The organism is Brevibacterium samyangense, from assembly GCF_039529845.1.
GTDB lineage: Bacteria > Actinomycetota > Actinomycetes > Actinomycetales > Brevibacteriaceae > Brevibacterium > Brevibacterium samyangense.
Genome location: NZ_BAAANO010000035.1, coordinates 35,897 through 52,023, shown reverse-complemented (window position 1 = coordinate 52,023; position 16,127 = coordinate 35,897). Strand labels below are relative to the sequence as shown.

Here is a 16,127-nt window from a genome sequence, read left to right as displayed (position 1 = left end):
CTTCACCGGAAGTGCCCGTCTCGATTTGTGAACGCACTGCGGGTCGGGATAGTGTCTACTCCGTTGCCCGCGCGGGTGGCGGAATAGGTAGACGCGCTAGCTTGAGGTGCTAGTGTCCACATATCGGACGTGGGGGTTCAAGTCCCCCCTCGCGCACAGTGTCGCAGGACGAAGAGTCGGAAACGGTTCACGTCGGAAGCGACGAGAAGGCCCCGGTCGAAAGACCGGGGCCTTCTGCATTTCCGGTGTCCGACTCTGCTGCTCCGGGTGAATCCGGGGTAAAGGCCAAATCGGGGTTGAAGGCCACATCGTGTGCACGGTCCGGCCGTCCACCGTCTGCGGCCGCGTTCCCGCCGGCGCGCCTCGTGCCTCGGGCGACCAACCCTCCTCAGGTTCCGGCCTTCGCGTCGAGATCGCGATTCCCTGCCGCTGTGGCGTTCAGGTCGCACTCGAATGCGCGATCTCGCCGAAACCCAGCCGTCGATCGCGACATGAAGGTCGACGACCGCATTCGATCGCGAAACGAAGGTCGGTGCCCGCAGTCGATCGCACACTCGACGCCGATTGCAGAGGCCGGTCGCGCGGCGAGGTGGCTTCACGTTCTTCGTCGCATCGGTCGCGCAGTCGACGCACCTCGAGGTTGTCGCCCCCGTCCGGTTCGTGAAACAGGGGAGTGCACGGCGCTTCTCCCGCAGTGGCGCACATCACGCCCGCCCGATTTGGCAATCATCCTTCTGACCTGGTGGAATAGTTCCTGTTGCCCGCGCGGGTGGCGGAATAGGTAGACGCGCTAGCTTGAGGTGCTAGTGTCCACATATCGGACGTGGGGGTTCAAGTCCCCCCTCGCGCACAATGGAGAAGTCCCGAGACATCGAGCCCGATGTCCCGGGACTTCGTCGTTTCCCCGACGGCAGTCGTCGTGGACGCCGGGAGGGCGAACGGGCTCCGGCTTCGTGAATCCGGCAGCGCGGTGACGCCGGCGCACCCCGGTTCTGCCGCGTGGCGCAGATCACCCGTCCTCGATTTGCTGGCCGTTCACCCGCGCGTGTAGATTATTCGTGTTGCCCGCGCGGGTGGCGGAATAGGTAGACGCGCTAGCTTGAGGTGCTAGTGTCCACATATAGGACGTGGGGGTTCAAGTCCCCCCTCGCGCACAGTGTCGCAGGACGCACCGTCTGAGGACGCGCAGTCGGAAGCGACGAGAAGGCCCCGGTCGAAAGACCGGGGCCTTCTGCATTCCCGATAGCCGGCTCGGCCGATCCGGGTGAATACCGGGTTAATACCCAAAATGTGCGTACCGCCCGGGTGTGTCACCGTCATCGTCCGCCCCAGCCTGGCCGGCTCCCGTGGCTCGTCTTCCCGACCGGATTCTGCATCGTTCCCCCATGTGAGCGTCGGCGGAGGGAATCAGCTGCGCACTTTCGCACGGTTCCGGGATCAGGTGCGCACTCCGGCACGATTTCAGGCGGCTGGATCGTGCCAGAGTGCACACGTAACTGCGGGATAGTGCACCCGGCGGCCCGGACCGGCCTGTCTTCGCAATCATCGTCCCGGGATGAGCCGGTCCGTGCAGCGAGATCGCGATCGGCTGTGACTGTGCGGTTCGGATCGCGATCGACTGAGCGACCTCGCGGAAACCCCACCATCGATCGCGATCCGACCAGCGGCAACCGCACCCGATTGCGACCTGAGGTGGTCGAAGCAGCGTCGAGCCGTCGAAGCCGCTGTCGTGGTGCACAGTCGAGCTCGGCGTGTACCTCGTGGGAACCGCGGGAGTTCCGGTGGTGCGAGGGACTACGTCCGGCGCGGCGGCACGTCCATCATGGCGGGGCTGATGTCGAGGATCTGGCACCGAACATGCTGACCGGGCATGTTCACGAGGGTTTCGCCTTACGGGTTACTGGGCAAGAGGCCTATCCTGTACACATATTTCGAGCATCAACCCACCGCTCCCCGGGGCCTTCCCGCTGCTTTCCCGCTGCTGCGCCCGGCTGTTCCGCCCTCGTCATCATCCGAACCGCCGCACTCGGGAGAGCTGCATCACACATCTGGAATGATGGCCTCATGACCTCTCCTCATGACCGCCGAGCCGACCTGCGGCAGACGCATTCCGGTCCTGCGACCACCCCGCACGCTCTCTCCCCATCGCCACGAGCCTCGCGTTTCCGCCGTGCCTTCGCGCCGACCGCGTCCGTTCTCGCCCTCGCGCTCGTCGCCGGTTGTTCCGGGGGAGCCGATGACACCGGCACTCCCGAACCCGTGTTCGCCGAGACGACGACTGTCGCCGAACTCCCGACCGTGACGACCGGGTTCGAGGACGCCGACCTCGGTGCGCTCGTCGAGGGCTGGTACCGGGGCGAGGACGTCGCACACGGGGACGCCGTGGCGGATGCCGCCGAGGCCCGCACGACCCGAGCCGGCAGCATCACCGTCGACGGCGCGACAGGAACATGGAACGGCACACAGATCGCCGTTCTCACCACGGGGGAGGACGTCACGCTGGCCGTCGGGCCGGCTGCCCCCGAGACCGCCGGAGATGGAGAGGATGACGGCGAGGACTCCGAGGACACGACCGTCCCGGCGGAATGGACCGTCGTCGGCGGCTGGTGGCCGGGCCTCGGGCTCGACGAACCCGCGCTGGGGGAGGGCGCCCGTCACCTCCTGTTCGTGGGTGCCGACGCCCGTGAGAAGGAGGGGGAGAGCATCACGAACACCCGAGCCGATGCCATCCAGATGGTGGGCGTCGACGGCGAGGGCGGTGCTGCCGTTGTCGGGATCCCGCGCGACCTCTGGGTCCCCCTCGAGTCCGGGCGGGAGGCGAAGCTCAACGCCGCGCTCGTCTTCGACGGGCCGGAGGGCCAGCAGCAGGCGGTGACGAATGCCACGGGCATCGAGTTCGACGGGTACGTGCTCACCGGATTCGAGGGTTTCAAGGCGATCGTCGAGGACGCCGGTGGCCTGCCGGTCGATTCCCCGAAGACGGTGAAGGAGGTCTCCGAGGGCGAGTCGACCCTCGATCCGGACACGGCCCTCATGTACGTCCGCGAGCGCAAGACGCTCTCCGGGGGCGACTTCGACCGGAGTTTCCATCAGGGGATCGCGTTACTGGGATTCGCCGGAGCCGCCCTCGGGAAGGGACCGACCGGACTCGTCGACTCCCTCTCGCTCGTCGATCCGCACGTGGAGACGAACGTGTCCGCCGAGGACATGCTCACCTTCGCCGCGTGGACCTACCGCGTCGACCTCGCGCAGGTCGGCCACGACGTGCCAGATGCGCCGTACGGCACGAGCAGCGACGGCCAGTCGATCCTCGTGAACGACGACGGGGTGAAAGCCGTCTTCGAGGACTTCTCCGACGGCAACCTCGACGGGTGAGCATTCCGTCGCGCCTCGTCCGCACGGCCGGGAGGGGAGCGAACGACTAGGGTGAGGAGGCATGGCCGCCCCTGCTTTCAGCCCCGAGTCCGTCACCGCTGCCGTTCATGCCGTCTACGCGACCGTGCACGGTCTGAGCGGCCCCGCCTCGTCCGTGCCTCCCGATCTCCGGGCGGCGATTCCGGCGGACGCGGGACGCGAGGTGCTCACGGCACTCGCAGGAGCCCTGGCCGCGGTCCGGTCCGGGACGGCGAAACCCCTGAGTGCCGCCGCCTACGACTCCGGTCGGGCGACGCTTCTCGCCGACCTCGCCGCCGCGACGGGGACGTCCCAGCCCGCTTCGCGCGCCTGGCCCCCGACCAGCCAGACCGTTCGGAAGGTCCTCGGCGGCGGCTACTGGAACGATGCGATGACTGCGGCCGGGTACCCCGGCACGCGGGCGAGCGTGGGCCGGGCCCGAGGCGCGGGCCGGTTCTCCGCGGACGACTACCGGGGCACCATGGTGGGGTTCTTCTCCGATCCGACGGGCGCCTCGGCGGCGGGGGAGTCGTTCACGGCGTTCTCCGACTGGGTGAAGGTCCGCCGGGAGGAGGGGGAGGCGCTGCCGTCCCCGGCCGCCGTGCGGAACCACTTCGGATCGTGGGAGGCGGCGAAGGACGCCGGCCGACCGGAGTGAACCCTAGACCGCCCGCGGCATCGGCCGACCGAGCGTCTTGATGCGCCACCGCGGCTCGACGTGGTCGCGCCAGTGCAGATCGATCGTGCGCTCGTAGTGCTCGACGAGGCGTTCGGTCGACGCGCGCCACCCGTACTGCTGGACATCCGCCAGACCGCCCTCGGCCAGACGTGCACGGAGGGACTCGTCCTCGAGCAGACGGTTCACCTGTCGGGAGAAGTCGACCGGGTCGTGCGGCGCGGCGAGGAGCCCTCCGACGTCCTCGGGGACCGCGAAGGGGATCCCTCCGGCGCGCGCACCGACGACCGGGACGCCCGAAGCCATCGACTCGAGTGCGACGAGACCGAGGGTCTCGGTCGTCGAGGGGAACACGAACACATCGGCACTCGCGTACGCGGCGTCGAGTTCGGCGCCGCTCATGTAGCCGGTGAAGACGGTGTTCGTCCCCGCGAACTCGGCGCGCAGTTCCTCGATGTGGGGTCCCGACCCCACCATCGCCAGGCGGGTGCCCGCCGGTGCGCGGTCGATGACGGAGCGGAGGACGGAGAGGTCCTTCTCCTTCGACATCCGTCCGACGTACACGAGGAGCCGGTCCTCCGGATGTCCATCGGTGAGCTTCGCCCGCATCGCCTCCGAACGGTTCTCCGGTCGGTAGCGGGCGGTGTCGACGACCTTCGGCCACAGCGCGACGTTGCGGATCCCGAGGCCCTCCGCCTTCTCGACCATCTGCGGCGAGGTGCAGAGGTTGACCTCGGCGAGGTTGTGCATCGTCCGTATCCACGAGGTCGTCGTGTTCGTGATGAAGTCGAGGCCGAGGCGCTGCGTGTACTCGGGGACGTCCGTGTGGAAGGACGCGAGCATCGGCAGATCACGGCGGGCCGAGGAAAGTGCACCGTAAGCCGCGAGCCACACCGGGTTCACCGCATGGACGACGTGCGGGTGGAACCGTTCCATCGTCTGCGCGATCCGCGGGGTCGGCATCCCGACCTTGAGCTCGGGGTACCACGGTTTGAACGACACCGCGCGGACCCGCTGGACCAGGTGGCCCGCATACCGCGCCGGCGGATTCCCGGGGGCGAAGACGACGGCCTCGTGACCGAGCTCGGCGAGCTGGTCGAGCGTGCCCATGAGGCGGGTCACGACGCCGTCGATCTTCGGCAGGAAGGTCTCCGTGAAGAGCGCGATCCTCATCGTGGGTTCAGCGGGCCGTGGCCGCCGACTCCTCCGACGGTGCCGTCTCGTCCGAGGCAGCCGCGTCCTCCGGCGCCGCGAACTCCTTCGGCACACCCGCGGCCTGGTTCTTCGTCCACAGCGAGCGGCTCGGGATCTTCGTGAGGTCCGCACGGTCGCGGTAGCGCTCGGCGGTCTCCTCGACCTCGAGGAGGAGGCCCTCGGAGAGCGTCGTCGGGTTGAGGCCGAGGTCGAGGAACGTCTTGTTCTCGACGTGCAGCTCGTTCTCCGCGGACTCCTGGCGCGGGTTCGGCACGAGCTCCATCGTCGCACCGGTGATCCGGCAGATGAGCTCGGCGAGGTCGCGCACCCGGTGCGTCTCCGTCATCTGGTTGAAGATCTTCACCCGGTCACCGGCCGCCGGCGGGTTCTCGAGGGCGATCTGCACGCAGCGGACCATGTCCTGGATGTGGATGAACGCACGGGTCTGTCCGCCGGTGCCGTGCACCGTGAGCGGGTACCCGACGGCCGCCTGCATGAGGAAGCGGTTGAGCACCGTACCGTAGTCGCCGTCGTAGTCGAACCGGTTGACGAGGCGCTCGTCCTGCTTCGTCTCCTGGGTGTTCGTGCCCCAGATGATGCCCTGGTGGAGATCGGTGATCCGCAGCTTGTCGTTCTTCGCGTAGAACGCGAAGAGGTGCTGATCGAGGACCTTCGTCATGTGGTAGACGGAGCCGGGGTTCGAGGGGTAGAGGATCTGCTGGTCGATGGGGTGCGGCGAGGTCGGATTGCCCTCGGCGTCCTCGTGCGCCATGACCTGCACGTCGAGGTATCCCTCGGGAATCTTCATGCCCGCGGTGCCGTACCCGTAGACGCCCATCGTGCCGAGGTGGGCGAGGTGGATGTCCTGCCCGCTCTCGACGATCGCGGCGAGCACGTTGTGGGTCGCGTTCACGTTGTTGTCGACGGTGTACCGCTTGTGGGAGGCGTCCTTCATCGAGTACGGGGCGGCCCGCTGCTCGGCGAAGTGCACCATGTTGTCCGGCCGGTACTCGTCGAGGAGGTCGACAAGGCTCTCGTAGTCCTGTGCGACGTCGATGTTCCGGAAACCGATCGTCCGCCCGGTGAGTTCCTCCCACGCGGTGATGCGCTCGTCGATCGGGCGGATCGGCGTGAGGGACTGTGCTCCGAGCTCCTCGTCGATCGCACGGCGCGACAGGTTGTCGACGATGAGGACGTCGTGGCCCAGCGCGGACAGGTGCAGTGCAGTGGGCCAGCCGCAGAAGCCGTCCCCGCCGAAGACGATGGTCTTCACTCGGTTCTCCTCGAAGTACAGGTGGTGTGATCGGTAACAGGACTCCCGGAAGCCTATCGGTTTTCGACCCACCCCGCGTTCGGCACCGAGGCGGGCCGACGAACACGAGGTGAACGGCAGGGAATCCTCCTAGGATCACGTGCGTGCTCGTCTCACTCCGTGACGTCCGTGTCCCGGGGATTCCGCCGATCGCGCACCTCGACGTCCCCACCGGGATCACAGCCGTGCTCGGTGCCTCGGGCGTCGACAAACCGACACTGCTGCGCGTGCTCGCCGCCCTACGGGAGCCGGACGGCGGCGACCTCCTCTTCCGCGGAAGACCCCTGCGGGACCGCGACCCGGTCGACCATCGACGGCGCGTGACGCTTCTTCCGCAGCACCCCGTGATCCGCCCCGGGACCGTCCTCGAGAACGCGGGAGTCGGCCACCGCCTGCGTGGCACGGCCCCTCCCACCGCCGAGGCGGTCCGCGCCCGGTGCTCCGCGCTCGGTCTCGAGGTCGAGACCTCCGCCGACGCCGCACTGTTGTCCGGCGGACAACAGCAGCGCCTCGCGCTCGCGCGTGTGCTGCTCCTCGGGCCCGAGGTGCTCCTCCTCGACGAGCCCACCGCGGCTCTCGACGCGGACACAGCCCGGCTCGTTCTCGCCCGGGTCCGCGAGCGTCATCGTCCTCGTGAGCGCCGCAGTGATGCTGTGCCTGCGCGTCTGTCGGACGGGCGAGATGGTCCGGGCGTGCCTGCGGATGACCGCACAGCTCGTCCTCGTCGGACACGTCCTCGGGTTCGTGTTCGACCGGCCGCATCCGCTCGTCACCCTGGGTGTTCTCGCGCTCATGGTCGTCTTCGCGATCACCACGGTGCTCGGCAGATTCCGGGGACGGACGACCCGGGCCCTCCGGCGGATCGTCGCTGCGGGGCTCACGCTCGGTACCCTCACGAGCACCGGCTGGTTCCTCCTCGTGGTCCTCCGCCCGGAACCGTGGTTCGACCCGCGTTTCGCCGTCCCCCCCTCGGCGGAATGCTCATCGGCGCGGCGATGACGGGACTCGGTGTCGCGGTGAAGGGGCTGGTCGACGGGATGACGCAGCGCACCGCCGAGATCGAGGACGCGCTCGCGCTCGGTGCGACACCCGCACTCGCCTGCCGGCCGGTCGTCGCCTCGGCGTTCGAGAGCGCGATCCTCCCGACGATCAGCAGCATGCTCGGGACCGGCATCGTCATCCTGCCGGGGATGATGTCCGGCCGGATCCTCGCCGGGCAGAACCCGTGCACGCGATCCTCCACCAGATCGTCGTCCTCCTCGGCCAGCTGGGCGCGGTGAGTGCGAGTGCGTACCTCGTCCTCGTGTGGGGGAGTCGGACGTTCTTCACCTCCCGAGCACAGCTGCGGCGATTCCCGACCCGGGATTCCCGACCCGGGATTCCCCACCTGACAGGGAACACGGAGGCGAGGATGCAACACGGAGGACATGTACGGTTCCTAGACTCGGAATCATCCCCTCACGAGTCCTCCGTCCGGGTTCCCCACCCGAGGAAGCAGGAATTCCCGCATGACCACCGAGATCCCCACCCCGGCCACCGCAGGCGCCGTCTCCTCCCGGTTCGACGCCGCCTCCCGCGAGGCCGTCGACATCTGCCGGGAACTCATCCGGTTCGACACCCAGAACTGGGGCAACGGGAAGGCGAACCCCGAGCGTCCCGCGGCCGAGTACATCGCCGGTCTGTTCGCGGAGGTCGGCCTCGAGTCCGTCATCCACGAGGCCGCCCCGGGCCGCGCGAGCCTCGTGGCACGCATTCCGGGGACGGACCCGAGTGCCGGCGCCCTCGTCGTCCACGGCCACACGGACGTCGTGCCGGCCGACGCCTCCGAGTGGTCCGTCGATCCGTTCTCCGGCGAACTCCGGGACGGCCTCGTCTGGGGCCGCGGTGCGGTCGACATGAAGGACATGGACGCGATGATCATCGCGGCCGTCCGGCAGATCGTGCGCGAAGGGCTGCGTCCGCGGCGCGACCTCGTCGTCGCGATGTTCTCCGACGAGGAGAACGGTGGCACCTTCGGCGCCCGGTGGATGGTCGAGAACCACCCGGAACTCTTCGCAGGGGCGACCGAGGCGATCTCCGAGGTCGGCGGCTACTCCGCCGATGTGCGCGGACAGCGCGTGTACCTCGTCCAGACCGCTGAGAAGGGCGGCGTCGGGATCACCCTCCGCGCCACCGGTACGGCCGGCCACGGCTCGCAGATCAACCGGGACAATCCGGTGACGAAGCTCGCGCGGGCGGTCGCCCGGATCGGGAACCACGAGTGGCCGCAGCGCCCTCCGCTCGCCACCCTCGAACTCCTGCGCGGTGTCGCGGACCTCACCGGCATCCCGTTCGCCGAGGAGAACTACCCGGTCCTGCTCGACGAACTCGGTTCCGTCCGGAAGTTCGTCGGCGCGACCTTCGTGAATACCTCCAATCCGACCCAGCTCATGGCCGGCTACAAGCAGAACGTCATCCCCGGTACCGCGGAGGCGGTCATCGACTGCCGAACCCTGCCGGGCCAGGCGGACGAGCTCGTCGCCACCCTCCGGGAACTCTGCGGTGATGACGCCGAGGTCGTCGTCCGGCTGAACCGCGATGCCCTCGAGGCGCCGATGGAAGGGCGCCTGTGGGACACGATGGTCGACTCGCTCCTCGCCGAGGAACCCACCGCGAAGGTGCTGCCGTACACGCTCTCCGGGGGCACGGACAACAAGTCCCTCGCACTCCTCGGGATCGAGGGCTACGGATTCGCCCCGTTGCGGCTCACGAACGACCTCGACTTCCCGGCGATGTTCCACGGCGTCGACGAACGCGTCCCGGCCTCGGCGATCGAATTCGGCACGAAGGTGCTCGGGCGGTTCCTGCTCGAGGCATGAGCATGCTCCACCGGCGACCCCATCGCCCCGAGGGTGAGAGAATCACCGGGTCACACACATCCCCACCGCGGCCGGCGGCACACCCGGCGGCCGCAGAACGGAGTTCCCCGCATGACTCAGGACGGCACCGCCCACCTCTTCGCCTCGGCAGAGGCGGAGGTCGTCGACATCTGCCGCGAGCTCATTCGCTTCGACACCCAGAACTGGGGTGACGGCAAGGCCAACCCGGAGCGACCGGCCGCCGACTACATCGCCGGTCTGTTCGCGGAGGTCGGCCTCGAGTCCGTCATCCACGAGTCCGCACCGGGCCGCGCGAACCTCGTCGCCCGCATCCCCGGCACGGATCCCACCGCCGGCGCCCTCGTCGTCCACGGCCACACGGACGTCGTCCCGGCCGACGCCTCCGAGTGGTCGGTCGACCCCTTCGCCGGCGAACTCCGGGACGGCCTCGTCTGGGGCCGCGGCGCCGTCGACATGAAGGACATGGACGCGATGATCATCGCGTGCGTGCGGACGATGCTCCGCGAGGGCCTGCGCCCGCGCCGCGACATCATCGTCGCGATGTTCGCCGACGAGGAGGCCGGTTCCGTCTACGGCTCGAAGTGGATGGTCGACAACCACCCCGAGCTCTTCGCCGGCGCCACCGAGGCCGTGTCCGAGGTCGGAGGCTACTCGGCGGAGATCCGCGGACAGCGCGTCTACCTCCTCCAGACCGCGGAGAAGGGCATGGCGTGGCTGCGGCTCATCGCGAAGGGCACGGCGGGCCACGGTTCGCAGATCAATCGCGACAACCCGGTGACGAAACTCGCCGAGGCGGTCGCGAAGATCGGGACGCACGAGTGGCCGGTCCGCATGCCGAAGGCGACCCAGGTGCTCCTCGAGGGCGTCTCCGAGATGACGGGCATCCCGTTCACCGCGGAGACCTACGGTGAGCTGCTGCTCGAGCTCGGCTCGGCCTCGAAGTTCGTCGCCGCGACCCTCACGAACACCTCGAACCCCTCGCTCCTGAGCGCCGGGTACAAGCAGAACGTCATCCCCGGCGCTGCCGAGGCGATCATCGACTGCCGCACCCTGCCGGGGGAGCACGAGGAACTCCTCCGCACGATCGAGGAACTCGCCGGTCCGGACGTCGACATCGTCAAGGAGATCGAGCTCCTCGCCCTCGAGGCGCCCATGGAGGGAGCGCTCTACGACGTCATGGAGTCCTCGCTCCTCGCCGAGGACCCCGAGGCGCGCGTCCTGCCGTACACGCTCTCGGGCGGCACCGACAACAAGTCTCTCGCGAACCTCGGGATCAACGGCTACGGTTTCGCCCCGCTCAAGCTCACGAGCGACCTCGACTTCCCGGCGATGTTCCACGGAGTCGACGAACGGGTACCCGTCTCCGCACTCGAGTTCGGGTGTCGCGTGCTCGGCCGCTTCATGCTCGAGGCCTGAGCTTCACGGTCGAGGCCTGAGGGGTCACCCACTTCACGGGCCGGCCCCCACGCTCAGCACCACCGCCGAGGCGCTGCTCGGGTGAGGAGATCTCCTCACCTGCGCGGCGCCTCGGCTGCGTTCTGCCCCTCCACTCCCGGACGCACAGGACAGTGTCCTTCGGGCCGATCCGGCCCGATCCGCGTCAGCGCCTGCGGTTGCCGAAGAGACTCGTGACGAGGACTCCGGCGACGACGATCGCCATGGAGAGGTAGGTCGTCCACGTGACGTCGGCGGCGGCCTCGGCGATCGTGAGGTCGATGACGAGCGATCCGAGGAGGTTGCCGAGGAGGCTGAAGAGGCTCATGAGGAGCACGCCGAGCTTGCCGACCGCCATCGCCGAGTACCCGATGAAGAGCAGGCCGTAGAGGCCGCCGAGGAGCATCCACCCCTGACCGGGGAGGTCGGGGAAGCCGGTGATCGGGGTGCCGAGAAGGTACACGACCGTGCTCGCGCCGAGGAGGAAGACGGAACCGGTGAGGAAGTTCGTGAACGTGGAGGCGACGGTCGAGCCGGCGGCGATCCGCAGCCGACCGTTGAAGGCCTGCTGGAGCGCCGTGAACATGCCCGCACACGCCGGCAGCAGCGGGGCCCACCACTCGATGCCCTGGACGAGGACACCCCATGCGGACACGGACACGCCTCCCATGACGACGAGGGTGCCGAGGATCCGGCCGGGCGTGAGCGGTTTGCGGCCACCGGGGGCCAGGCGCGTCGCGTCGACCGCGAGCCCGCCGACGAGCTGCCCGCAGATGAACGACATCGTGAAGACCGCGACTCCGAAGAGCGGGACGGTGAGGGACTGCGAGATCACGACGGAGGCGCCCGCGAGCCCGCCGAGCATCATCCACCACGGGAACTCACCGGAGCGACCGAGGCGCCAGACGTTGGCGGTGGTCCGACGGTTGTTGGGGGTGCTGAGGGCGATGAGCGCGATGACGAGGAAACCGCCGAGGAAGGAGATCGTCGCGGCGTAGACGCCGTGCCCGATGACCGGGCTGAGGCCGCCGTTCGACAGCCCCTGGAAGGCCATCGTGCAGCCGATGAGGACGGTGAGTCCGGCATGGAGTGCGAAGGTCCGAGGGGGAGTGGAAGAGGATTCCATCAGGCGGTCCGCGCCACGCGGACGATCTGCCGACGGAGCCAGACGGTGCGGGTACCGCCCATCCCGATCCGGGTGCGTGCGAGTTCCCACCGGCCGTACTCGGCCTCCTCGGTGAGGAGTCTGCGGGACTCCGAACGCGAGGTCTCCTTGCCGAACCGGACGGTCCGGAACTCGTACTCGATGTGGGGGCGGGTGCGTTTCACGGTCTCTCCGTTTGTGGCGTCGCGGTGCTGCACGGTTCTCAATACTGCAGGGATCACGGTGCTGCGGTGGCGGCAGGTTATCACCGTGCACGTCGGACCGGGCCTCATCGCGGTCATGCGGACAGTAGGTGGAGCGGAGGCACTGCGGACGCTGCGGCAATCTCCTGTGCGCCCCAGTAGTCTGGCCCCATGGTGATCATCGTCCTCGTGCGGCACGGGGAGAGCACGGCCAACGTCGGCGGCGTTCTTGCGGGGCGCACCCCGGGAGTCGTCCTCACCGAGGCCGGTCGGACCCAGGCGCGTGGCCTCGGTGGGGTGTTCCCCTGCCGTGAGGTGACGGAGCTGCGGTACTCGCCCCTCGAACGCTGCGCCCAGACCACGGGGGAACTCCTCGAGGGCATCACGGCGGCGCGGATCACGGAGGCCCCCGAGTTCCTCGAGGTCGACTACGGCCGGTGGTCGGGCCGCACGATCCCCGAACTCGCGAAGCTCCCGGAATGGGAGATCGTCCAGCAACGTCCCTCTCAGGTCGCGTTCCCCGACGGGGAGCGCCTCGCGGATGCGGCCGCCCGCGCAGTGGCGGGCGTACGCGCGTTCGTCGCCGACCTGCAGGACTCCGGTGCCGAGGCGCCCGTCGGCGTCGTCGTCGCCCACGGGGACATCATCAAAGCGGTCCTCGCGGACGCCCTCGGGATGCCGCTCGACGACTTCCAGCGGATCGCGGTCGCCCCCGGGTCCTTCAGCCAGATCGTCTACCCGTCGCCGGGCCCGGGGACGGGAGCACCGACCGTCACCGCGATGTCGGTGACCGCTCCCACCCCCCGAGGCGCCCGCACGGGTGAGGCGGGCACGCTCGGCGGGGGAGTCTGACGCTCGGGAGTCCGGGGCTCAGCAGTCCGGAACTCAGGCAGCGAGCACGCCCGTGCCGAGCAGCACGTAGAGGAGCACGCCGAGGCCGATCCGGTACCAGACGAAGGGCATGAACGATTTCGTCGAGACGAACCTGAGGAACCAGACGATGACCGCGAGGCCGACGCCGAAGGCGATGACGGTCGAGAGGATCGTCGGGCCCCAGCCGAGCACCATCGGTTCGCCGATGCTCTTGAACGCCCCGTAGAACCCCGAGGCCATGACGGCCGGGATCGCGAGGAGGAAGGAGTACCGGGCCGCGGCCTCGCGGGTGAAGCCCATGAGACGACCGGCGGTGATGGTGCCGCCCGAGCGGGACACGCCGGGGACGAGCGCGAGCGCCTGGGCGAGGCCGTAGAGGATGCCCTGGCGCCACGTCATGTCGGTGAGCTCGAACTGCCGGCGGCTGAGCCGGTCGGCGAGTCCGAGGAGGATGCCGAAGACGATGAGCATCGTCGCGACGATCCACAGCGACCGGAACGTCGTCTCGATCTGCTCCTCGAAGAGGAGTCCGAGGACGGCGATCGGGATCGAGCCGAGGATGATGAGCCAGCCGAGGCGCACCTCGGGGTCCTTCCGATCGTGTTTCCCGACGAGGGCCTTGAACCACTTCGTCACGATATTCACGATGTCGCGCCAGAAGTACACGATGACCGCGGTCTCCGTGCCGATCTGCACGATGGCGGTGTAGAACGCACCCGGGTCCTCGCCGCCGTTGATCCAGTCCCCGACGATCCGCAGATGTGCGGACGAGGAGATCGGGAGGAACTCGGTGAGTCCCTGCACGATGCCGAGGACCGCGGCGACGAGCCAATCCATGTGGTGCTCCGTTCGTTGGTGGGGGAGTACGTCGGTCGGGTGCAGACCGCCTGCAAGGATAACGGCGCACAACCGGTAACCTTCACAGGTATGCAGACGAGAAGGGTCGGTTCATCAGGTCTCGAGGTCGCGGACATCGGACTGGGGGCTCTTGAATGGGGCACCCGGGTCTCCGCCGAGGAGGCTGCCACGATGCTCGGCGTGTACACGGGATCCGGCGGCTCGCTGCTCGAACTGCCGCCCGCGCACCTCCCGGCCGCGGACGTCCTCGGTGAACTCTCGGTACCCGCCGGCCTCACGGTCTGTGCACGTGTCGGAGGCCACGCGGGCCTCGGGCGTGCCGCACTGCTCGGACAGACCCGCGATCTCCTCACCCGCACGGGCCGCGAGGCGATCGACCTCCTCGTGCTCGACGGGTTCGACCCGGTGACTCCGCTCGAGGAGACCGCTTCTGCTCTCGACACGCTCCTCACGCGTGGGGACGTCGTCCATGTCGCCGTCGCGGGAGCGAACGCCTGGCAGCTCGCGTGCGCCGCCGGCGCCGGGTTGCCCGTGACGGCCGTTCTCACCGAGTGGTCACTCCTCGCACGTGGGTCCGAGGACCTCGTCGAGGCGGCCGAGTACCTCGGGATCGGGGTCATCGCCGGCGCCGCCCTCGGCCACGGAGTGCTCACCGGGAAGTACGCGAGCCGTACCCCGGCGGACTCGCGCGCGGCGAACGACGCCGGCCGGGGAACCTCCGCTCTCGAGGACTACCTCGGCCCTGTCGCGCGATCCGTCGTCAACGGGGTTGTCAAGGCCGCGACCGGCCTCGGCGTCACCCCGCTCGACGTGGCCCTCGCATGGAACCGCTCCCTGCCCGTCGCCTCCTCGCTCGTCGCCCCGCGGACGTCCACACAACTGGAGGAGATCCTCCGCAGTGCACTCGTTCTCGAGCCCGAGATCCGCGAGGCCCTCGACCAGATCTCCGAGCCACTGCGCCTCGCGATGCGCTGAGACCGGACGACGCACTCGGGAGACACTGCTCTCGGGACACACTGCGGGCCCCGTTCCTTCCGAACGGGGCCCGCAGTGTGTGTATGGGTGCTCGCGTGCGTGCGAGAAGAGCCTGTGCCTGCCGGGTGCCGAGGTGGCCCGTACCCGATCAGGGCTTCGTGGATGCGTCCTCGGAGTCGTCGGCGTCGTCCTCATCGGAGTCGTCGTCCTCGAGCGCCTCGTCGTCGAGATAGTCGTCCTCCTCGAGATCGTCGTCGGTGTCCTCGAGGTCCTCCTCGTCGAGGTCCTCGGCGTCGTCCGCCTTCGCGTCCTCGACGTCGTCGAAGAGCTCGAAGGGGGTGACCTCGTCGTAAGCGGTGTAGAGAGCGTCCTCGTAGATCTCGAACGCGTCCGCGAGGGCCATGTAGGTCGCCTCGACCCGGGGGTCCGTGTCCGAGGTGCGATGTGCCGCTGCAGCGAAGTGCGCGCGGATTGCAGTGAGGAACTCTTCGAGTGCCACGTCCGGTTCAAGGCTCATGCCCCCAATGTACCCCGTGCAACGCCTCGCGAAGGACCCGGATGTCGGGGGTGGGGCGGTGGAATAGGCTGGTGTCCATGGCACCCCACGTCTTGGATCATCCGCACCCCGATCGCTTCGTCGTCGGCACCGTCGGTCTGCCGGGGGAGAGGACCTTCTTCCTCCAGGCGAAGACGGGTATGACGGTCCACTCCGTCGTCCTCGAGAAGGAACAGGCGGAACTGCTCGGTGAACGCATGAACGAGCTCCTCGACATGGTGCGCGCGAAGTCCGCGGACCCACAGTCGATCCCGCTCGTGCCGCTCGCCTCGCACATCGACAACGCAGGCCTCTCGATCCCGATCGAACCGGAGTTCCGGATCGGGACGATGAGCCTCGGATGGGACACCCTCGCCGGTCATCTCGTCGTCGAGTGCTTCGAGCTCACCCAGGGTGACGCCGAGGCGGGGGAGAGCGCCGGGCCGGAGGTCGAGGACGGCAGGTCGAAGCTTCGCGTCGTCCTCACCGCCGCGCAGGCCCGGGAGTTCGCCCGGCGTGCCGACCAGGTCGTGAATGCCGGCCGTCAGGACTGCCCGTTCTGCTCCTTGCCGCTCGACCCCGACGGACACATGTGCCCGCGGGCCAACGGCATCGCCCGCTGACGGGCGTGCGGTTCGATGCCCACCCGTC

Annotated in this window: 15 protein-coding genes, 3 tRNA genes and 1 pseudogene; 13 read left to right on the top strand and 6 right to left on the bottom strand. The window is 68.7% G+C overall.

The annotated features are described in order from the left end of the window. Positions 1-69: 69 nt before the first annotated feature. The 5 genes from ABD172_RS14250 (at position 70) to ABD172_RS14230 (ending at position 4,051) form a co-directional block, all read left to right on the top strand. Positions 70-156: transfer RNA gene (locus tag ABD172_RS14250), tRNA-Leu, on the top strand. Between the two features lie 607 nt (positions 157-763). Further along, a tRNA-Leu gene (locus tag ABD172_RS14245) sits at positions 764-850 on the top strand. Between the two features lie 217 nt (positions 851-1,067). Next, positions 1,068-1,154 (top strand) — tRNA-Leu (locus ABD172_RS14240). 910 nt (positions 1,155-2,064) lie between these two features. After that, complete coding sequence (locus ABD172_RS14235) at positions 2,065-3,375, top strand: LCP family protein (protein ID WP_344310715.1); 1,311 nt, start codon at positions 2,065-2,067, stop codon at positions 3,373-3,375. Between the two features lie 61 nt (positions 3,376-3,436). After that, the gene (locus ABD172_RS14230; protein WP_344310713.1) at positions 3,437-4,051 is read left to right on the top strand and encodes a hypothetical protein; all 615 of its coding nucleotides are present in this window, start codon (positions 3,437-3,439) and stop codon (positions 4,049-4,051) included. 3 nt (positions 4,052-4,054) lie between these two features. Here ABD172_RS14230 and ABD172_RS14225 read toward each other — a convergent pair whose 3' ends face one another. Continuing rightward, the gene (locus ABD172_RS14225) at positions 4,055-5,242 is read right to left on the bottom strand and encodes a glycosyltransferase family 4 protein (protein ID WP_344310711.1); all 1,188 of its coding nucleotides are present in this window, start codon (positions 5,240-5,242) and stop codon (positions 4,055-4,057) included. Positions 5,243-5,249: 7 nt separating this feature from the next. Continuing rightward, a complete protein-coding gene (locus ABD172_RS14220) occupies positions 5,250-6,536 on the bottom strand; it encodes an NAD-dependent epimerase/dehydratase family protein (protein WP_344310710.1) in 1,287 nt (428 codons plus the stop codon). Between the two features lie 143 nt (positions 6,537-6,679). On the opposite strand from ABD172_RS14220, the pseudogene ABD172_RS15340 reads away from it, so the two are divergent. The 5 genes and pseudogenes from ABD172_RS15340 to ABD172_RS14195 form a co-directional block, all read left to right on the top strand. After that, positions 6,680-7,087, top strand: a pseudogene (locus ABD172_RS15340) (ATP-binding cassette domain-containing protein); the annotation flags it as partial. Positions 7,088-7,208: 121 nt separating this feature from the next. After that, positions 7,209-7,574: an ABC transporter permease gene (locus ABD172_RS14210; RefSeq protein WP_344310706.1), complete on the top strand. Its 366-nt coding sequence runs from the start codon at positions 7,209-7,211 to the stop codon at positions 7,572-7,574. Then, a complete protein-coding gene (locus tag ABD172_RS14205; RefSeq protein ID WP_344310704.1) occupies positions 7,553-7,855 on the top strand; it encodes an ABC transporter permease in 303 nt (100 codons plus the stop codon). Before ABD172_RS14210 ends, ABD172_RS14205 begins: the two co-directional genes overlap by 22 nt. Before the next feature lie 228 nt (positions 7,856-8,083). Continuing rightward, positions 8,084-9,433: a M20/M25/M40 family metallo-hydrolase gene (locus tag ABD172_RS14200; RefSeq protein WP_344310702.1), complete on the top strand. Its 1,350-nt coding sequence runs from the start codon at positions 8,084-8,086 to the stop codon at positions 9,431-9,433. 111 nt (positions 9,434-9,544) lie between these two features. Continuing rightward, the gene (locus ABD172_RS14195; RefSeq protein WP_344310700.1) at positions 9,545-10,870 is read left to right on the top strand and encodes a M20/M25/M40 family metallo-hydrolase; all 1,326 of its coding nucleotides are present in this window, start codon (positions 9,545-9,547) and stop codon (positions 10,868-10,870) included. Between the two features lie 184 nt (positions 10,871-11,054). Here ABD172_RS14195 and ABD172_RS14190 read toward each other — a convergent pair whose 3' ends face one another. Next, positions 11,055-12,014, bottom strand: a complete 960-nt coding sequence (locus tag ABD172_RS14190) for a DMT family transporter (protein WP_344310699.1) — start codon at positions 12,012-12,014, stop codon at positions 11,055-11,057. Beyond that, positions 12,014-12,217, bottom strand: coding sequence for a DUF5703 family protein (locus ABD172_RS14185; RefSeq protein WP_344310696.1), 204 nt, complete (start codon positions 12,215-12,217; stop codon positions 12,014-12,016). Before ABD172_RS14185 ends, ABD172_RS14190 begins: the two co-directional genes overlap by 1 nt. Positions 12,218-12,406: 189 nt before the next feature. Between ABD172_RS14185 and ABD172_RS14180 the strand changes: the two genes are divergently transcribed. Continuing rightward, entirely contained in the window at positions 12,407-13,087 is a 681-nt protein-coding gene (locus ABD172_RS14180; RefSeq protein ID WP_344310694.1) for a histidine phosphatase family protein, read from the top strand. Positions 13,088-13,120: 33 nt separating this feature from the next. Here ABD172_RS14180 and ABD172_RS14175 read toward each other — a convergent pair whose 3' ends face one another. Further along, positions 13,121-13,945 carry an undecaprenyl-diphosphate phosphatase gene (locus ABD172_RS14175; RefSeq protein ID WP_344310692.1) on the bottom strand — a complete coding sequence of 275 codons (825 nt, stop codon included), beginning with the start codon at positions 13,943-13,945 and terminating at the stop codon, positions 13,121-13,123. 90 nt (positions 13,946-14,035) lie between these two features. Between ABD172_RS14175 and ABD172_RS14170 the strand changes: the two genes are divergently transcribed. After that, positions 14,036-14,941 (top strand): aldo/keto reductase, encoded by a 906-nt coding sequence (locus ABD172_RS14170; RefSeq protein ID WP_344310690.1) that lies wholly within the window; start codon positions 14,036-14,038, stop codon positions 14,939-14,941. A gap of 148 nt (positions 14,942-15,089) precedes the next feature. Here the strand turns inward: ABD172_RS14170 and ABD172_RS14165 are convergent, their stop codons facing one another. Continuing rightward, a complete protein-coding gene (locus ABD172_RS14165; protein WP_344310689.1) occupies positions 15,090-15,458 on the bottom strand; it encodes a hypothetical protein in 369 nt (122 codons plus the stop codon). A gap of 77 nt (positions 15,459-15,535) precedes the next feature. Here ABD172_RS14165 and ABD172_RS14160 point away from each other — a divergent pair, with 77 nt between their 5' ends. Next, positions 15,536-16,099, top strand: coding sequence for a DUF3090 domain-containing protein (locus ABD172_RS14160; protein WP_344310687.1), 564 nt, complete (start codon positions 15,536-15,538; stop codon positions 16,097-16,099). Positions 16,100-16,127: the final 28 nt, after the last annotated feature.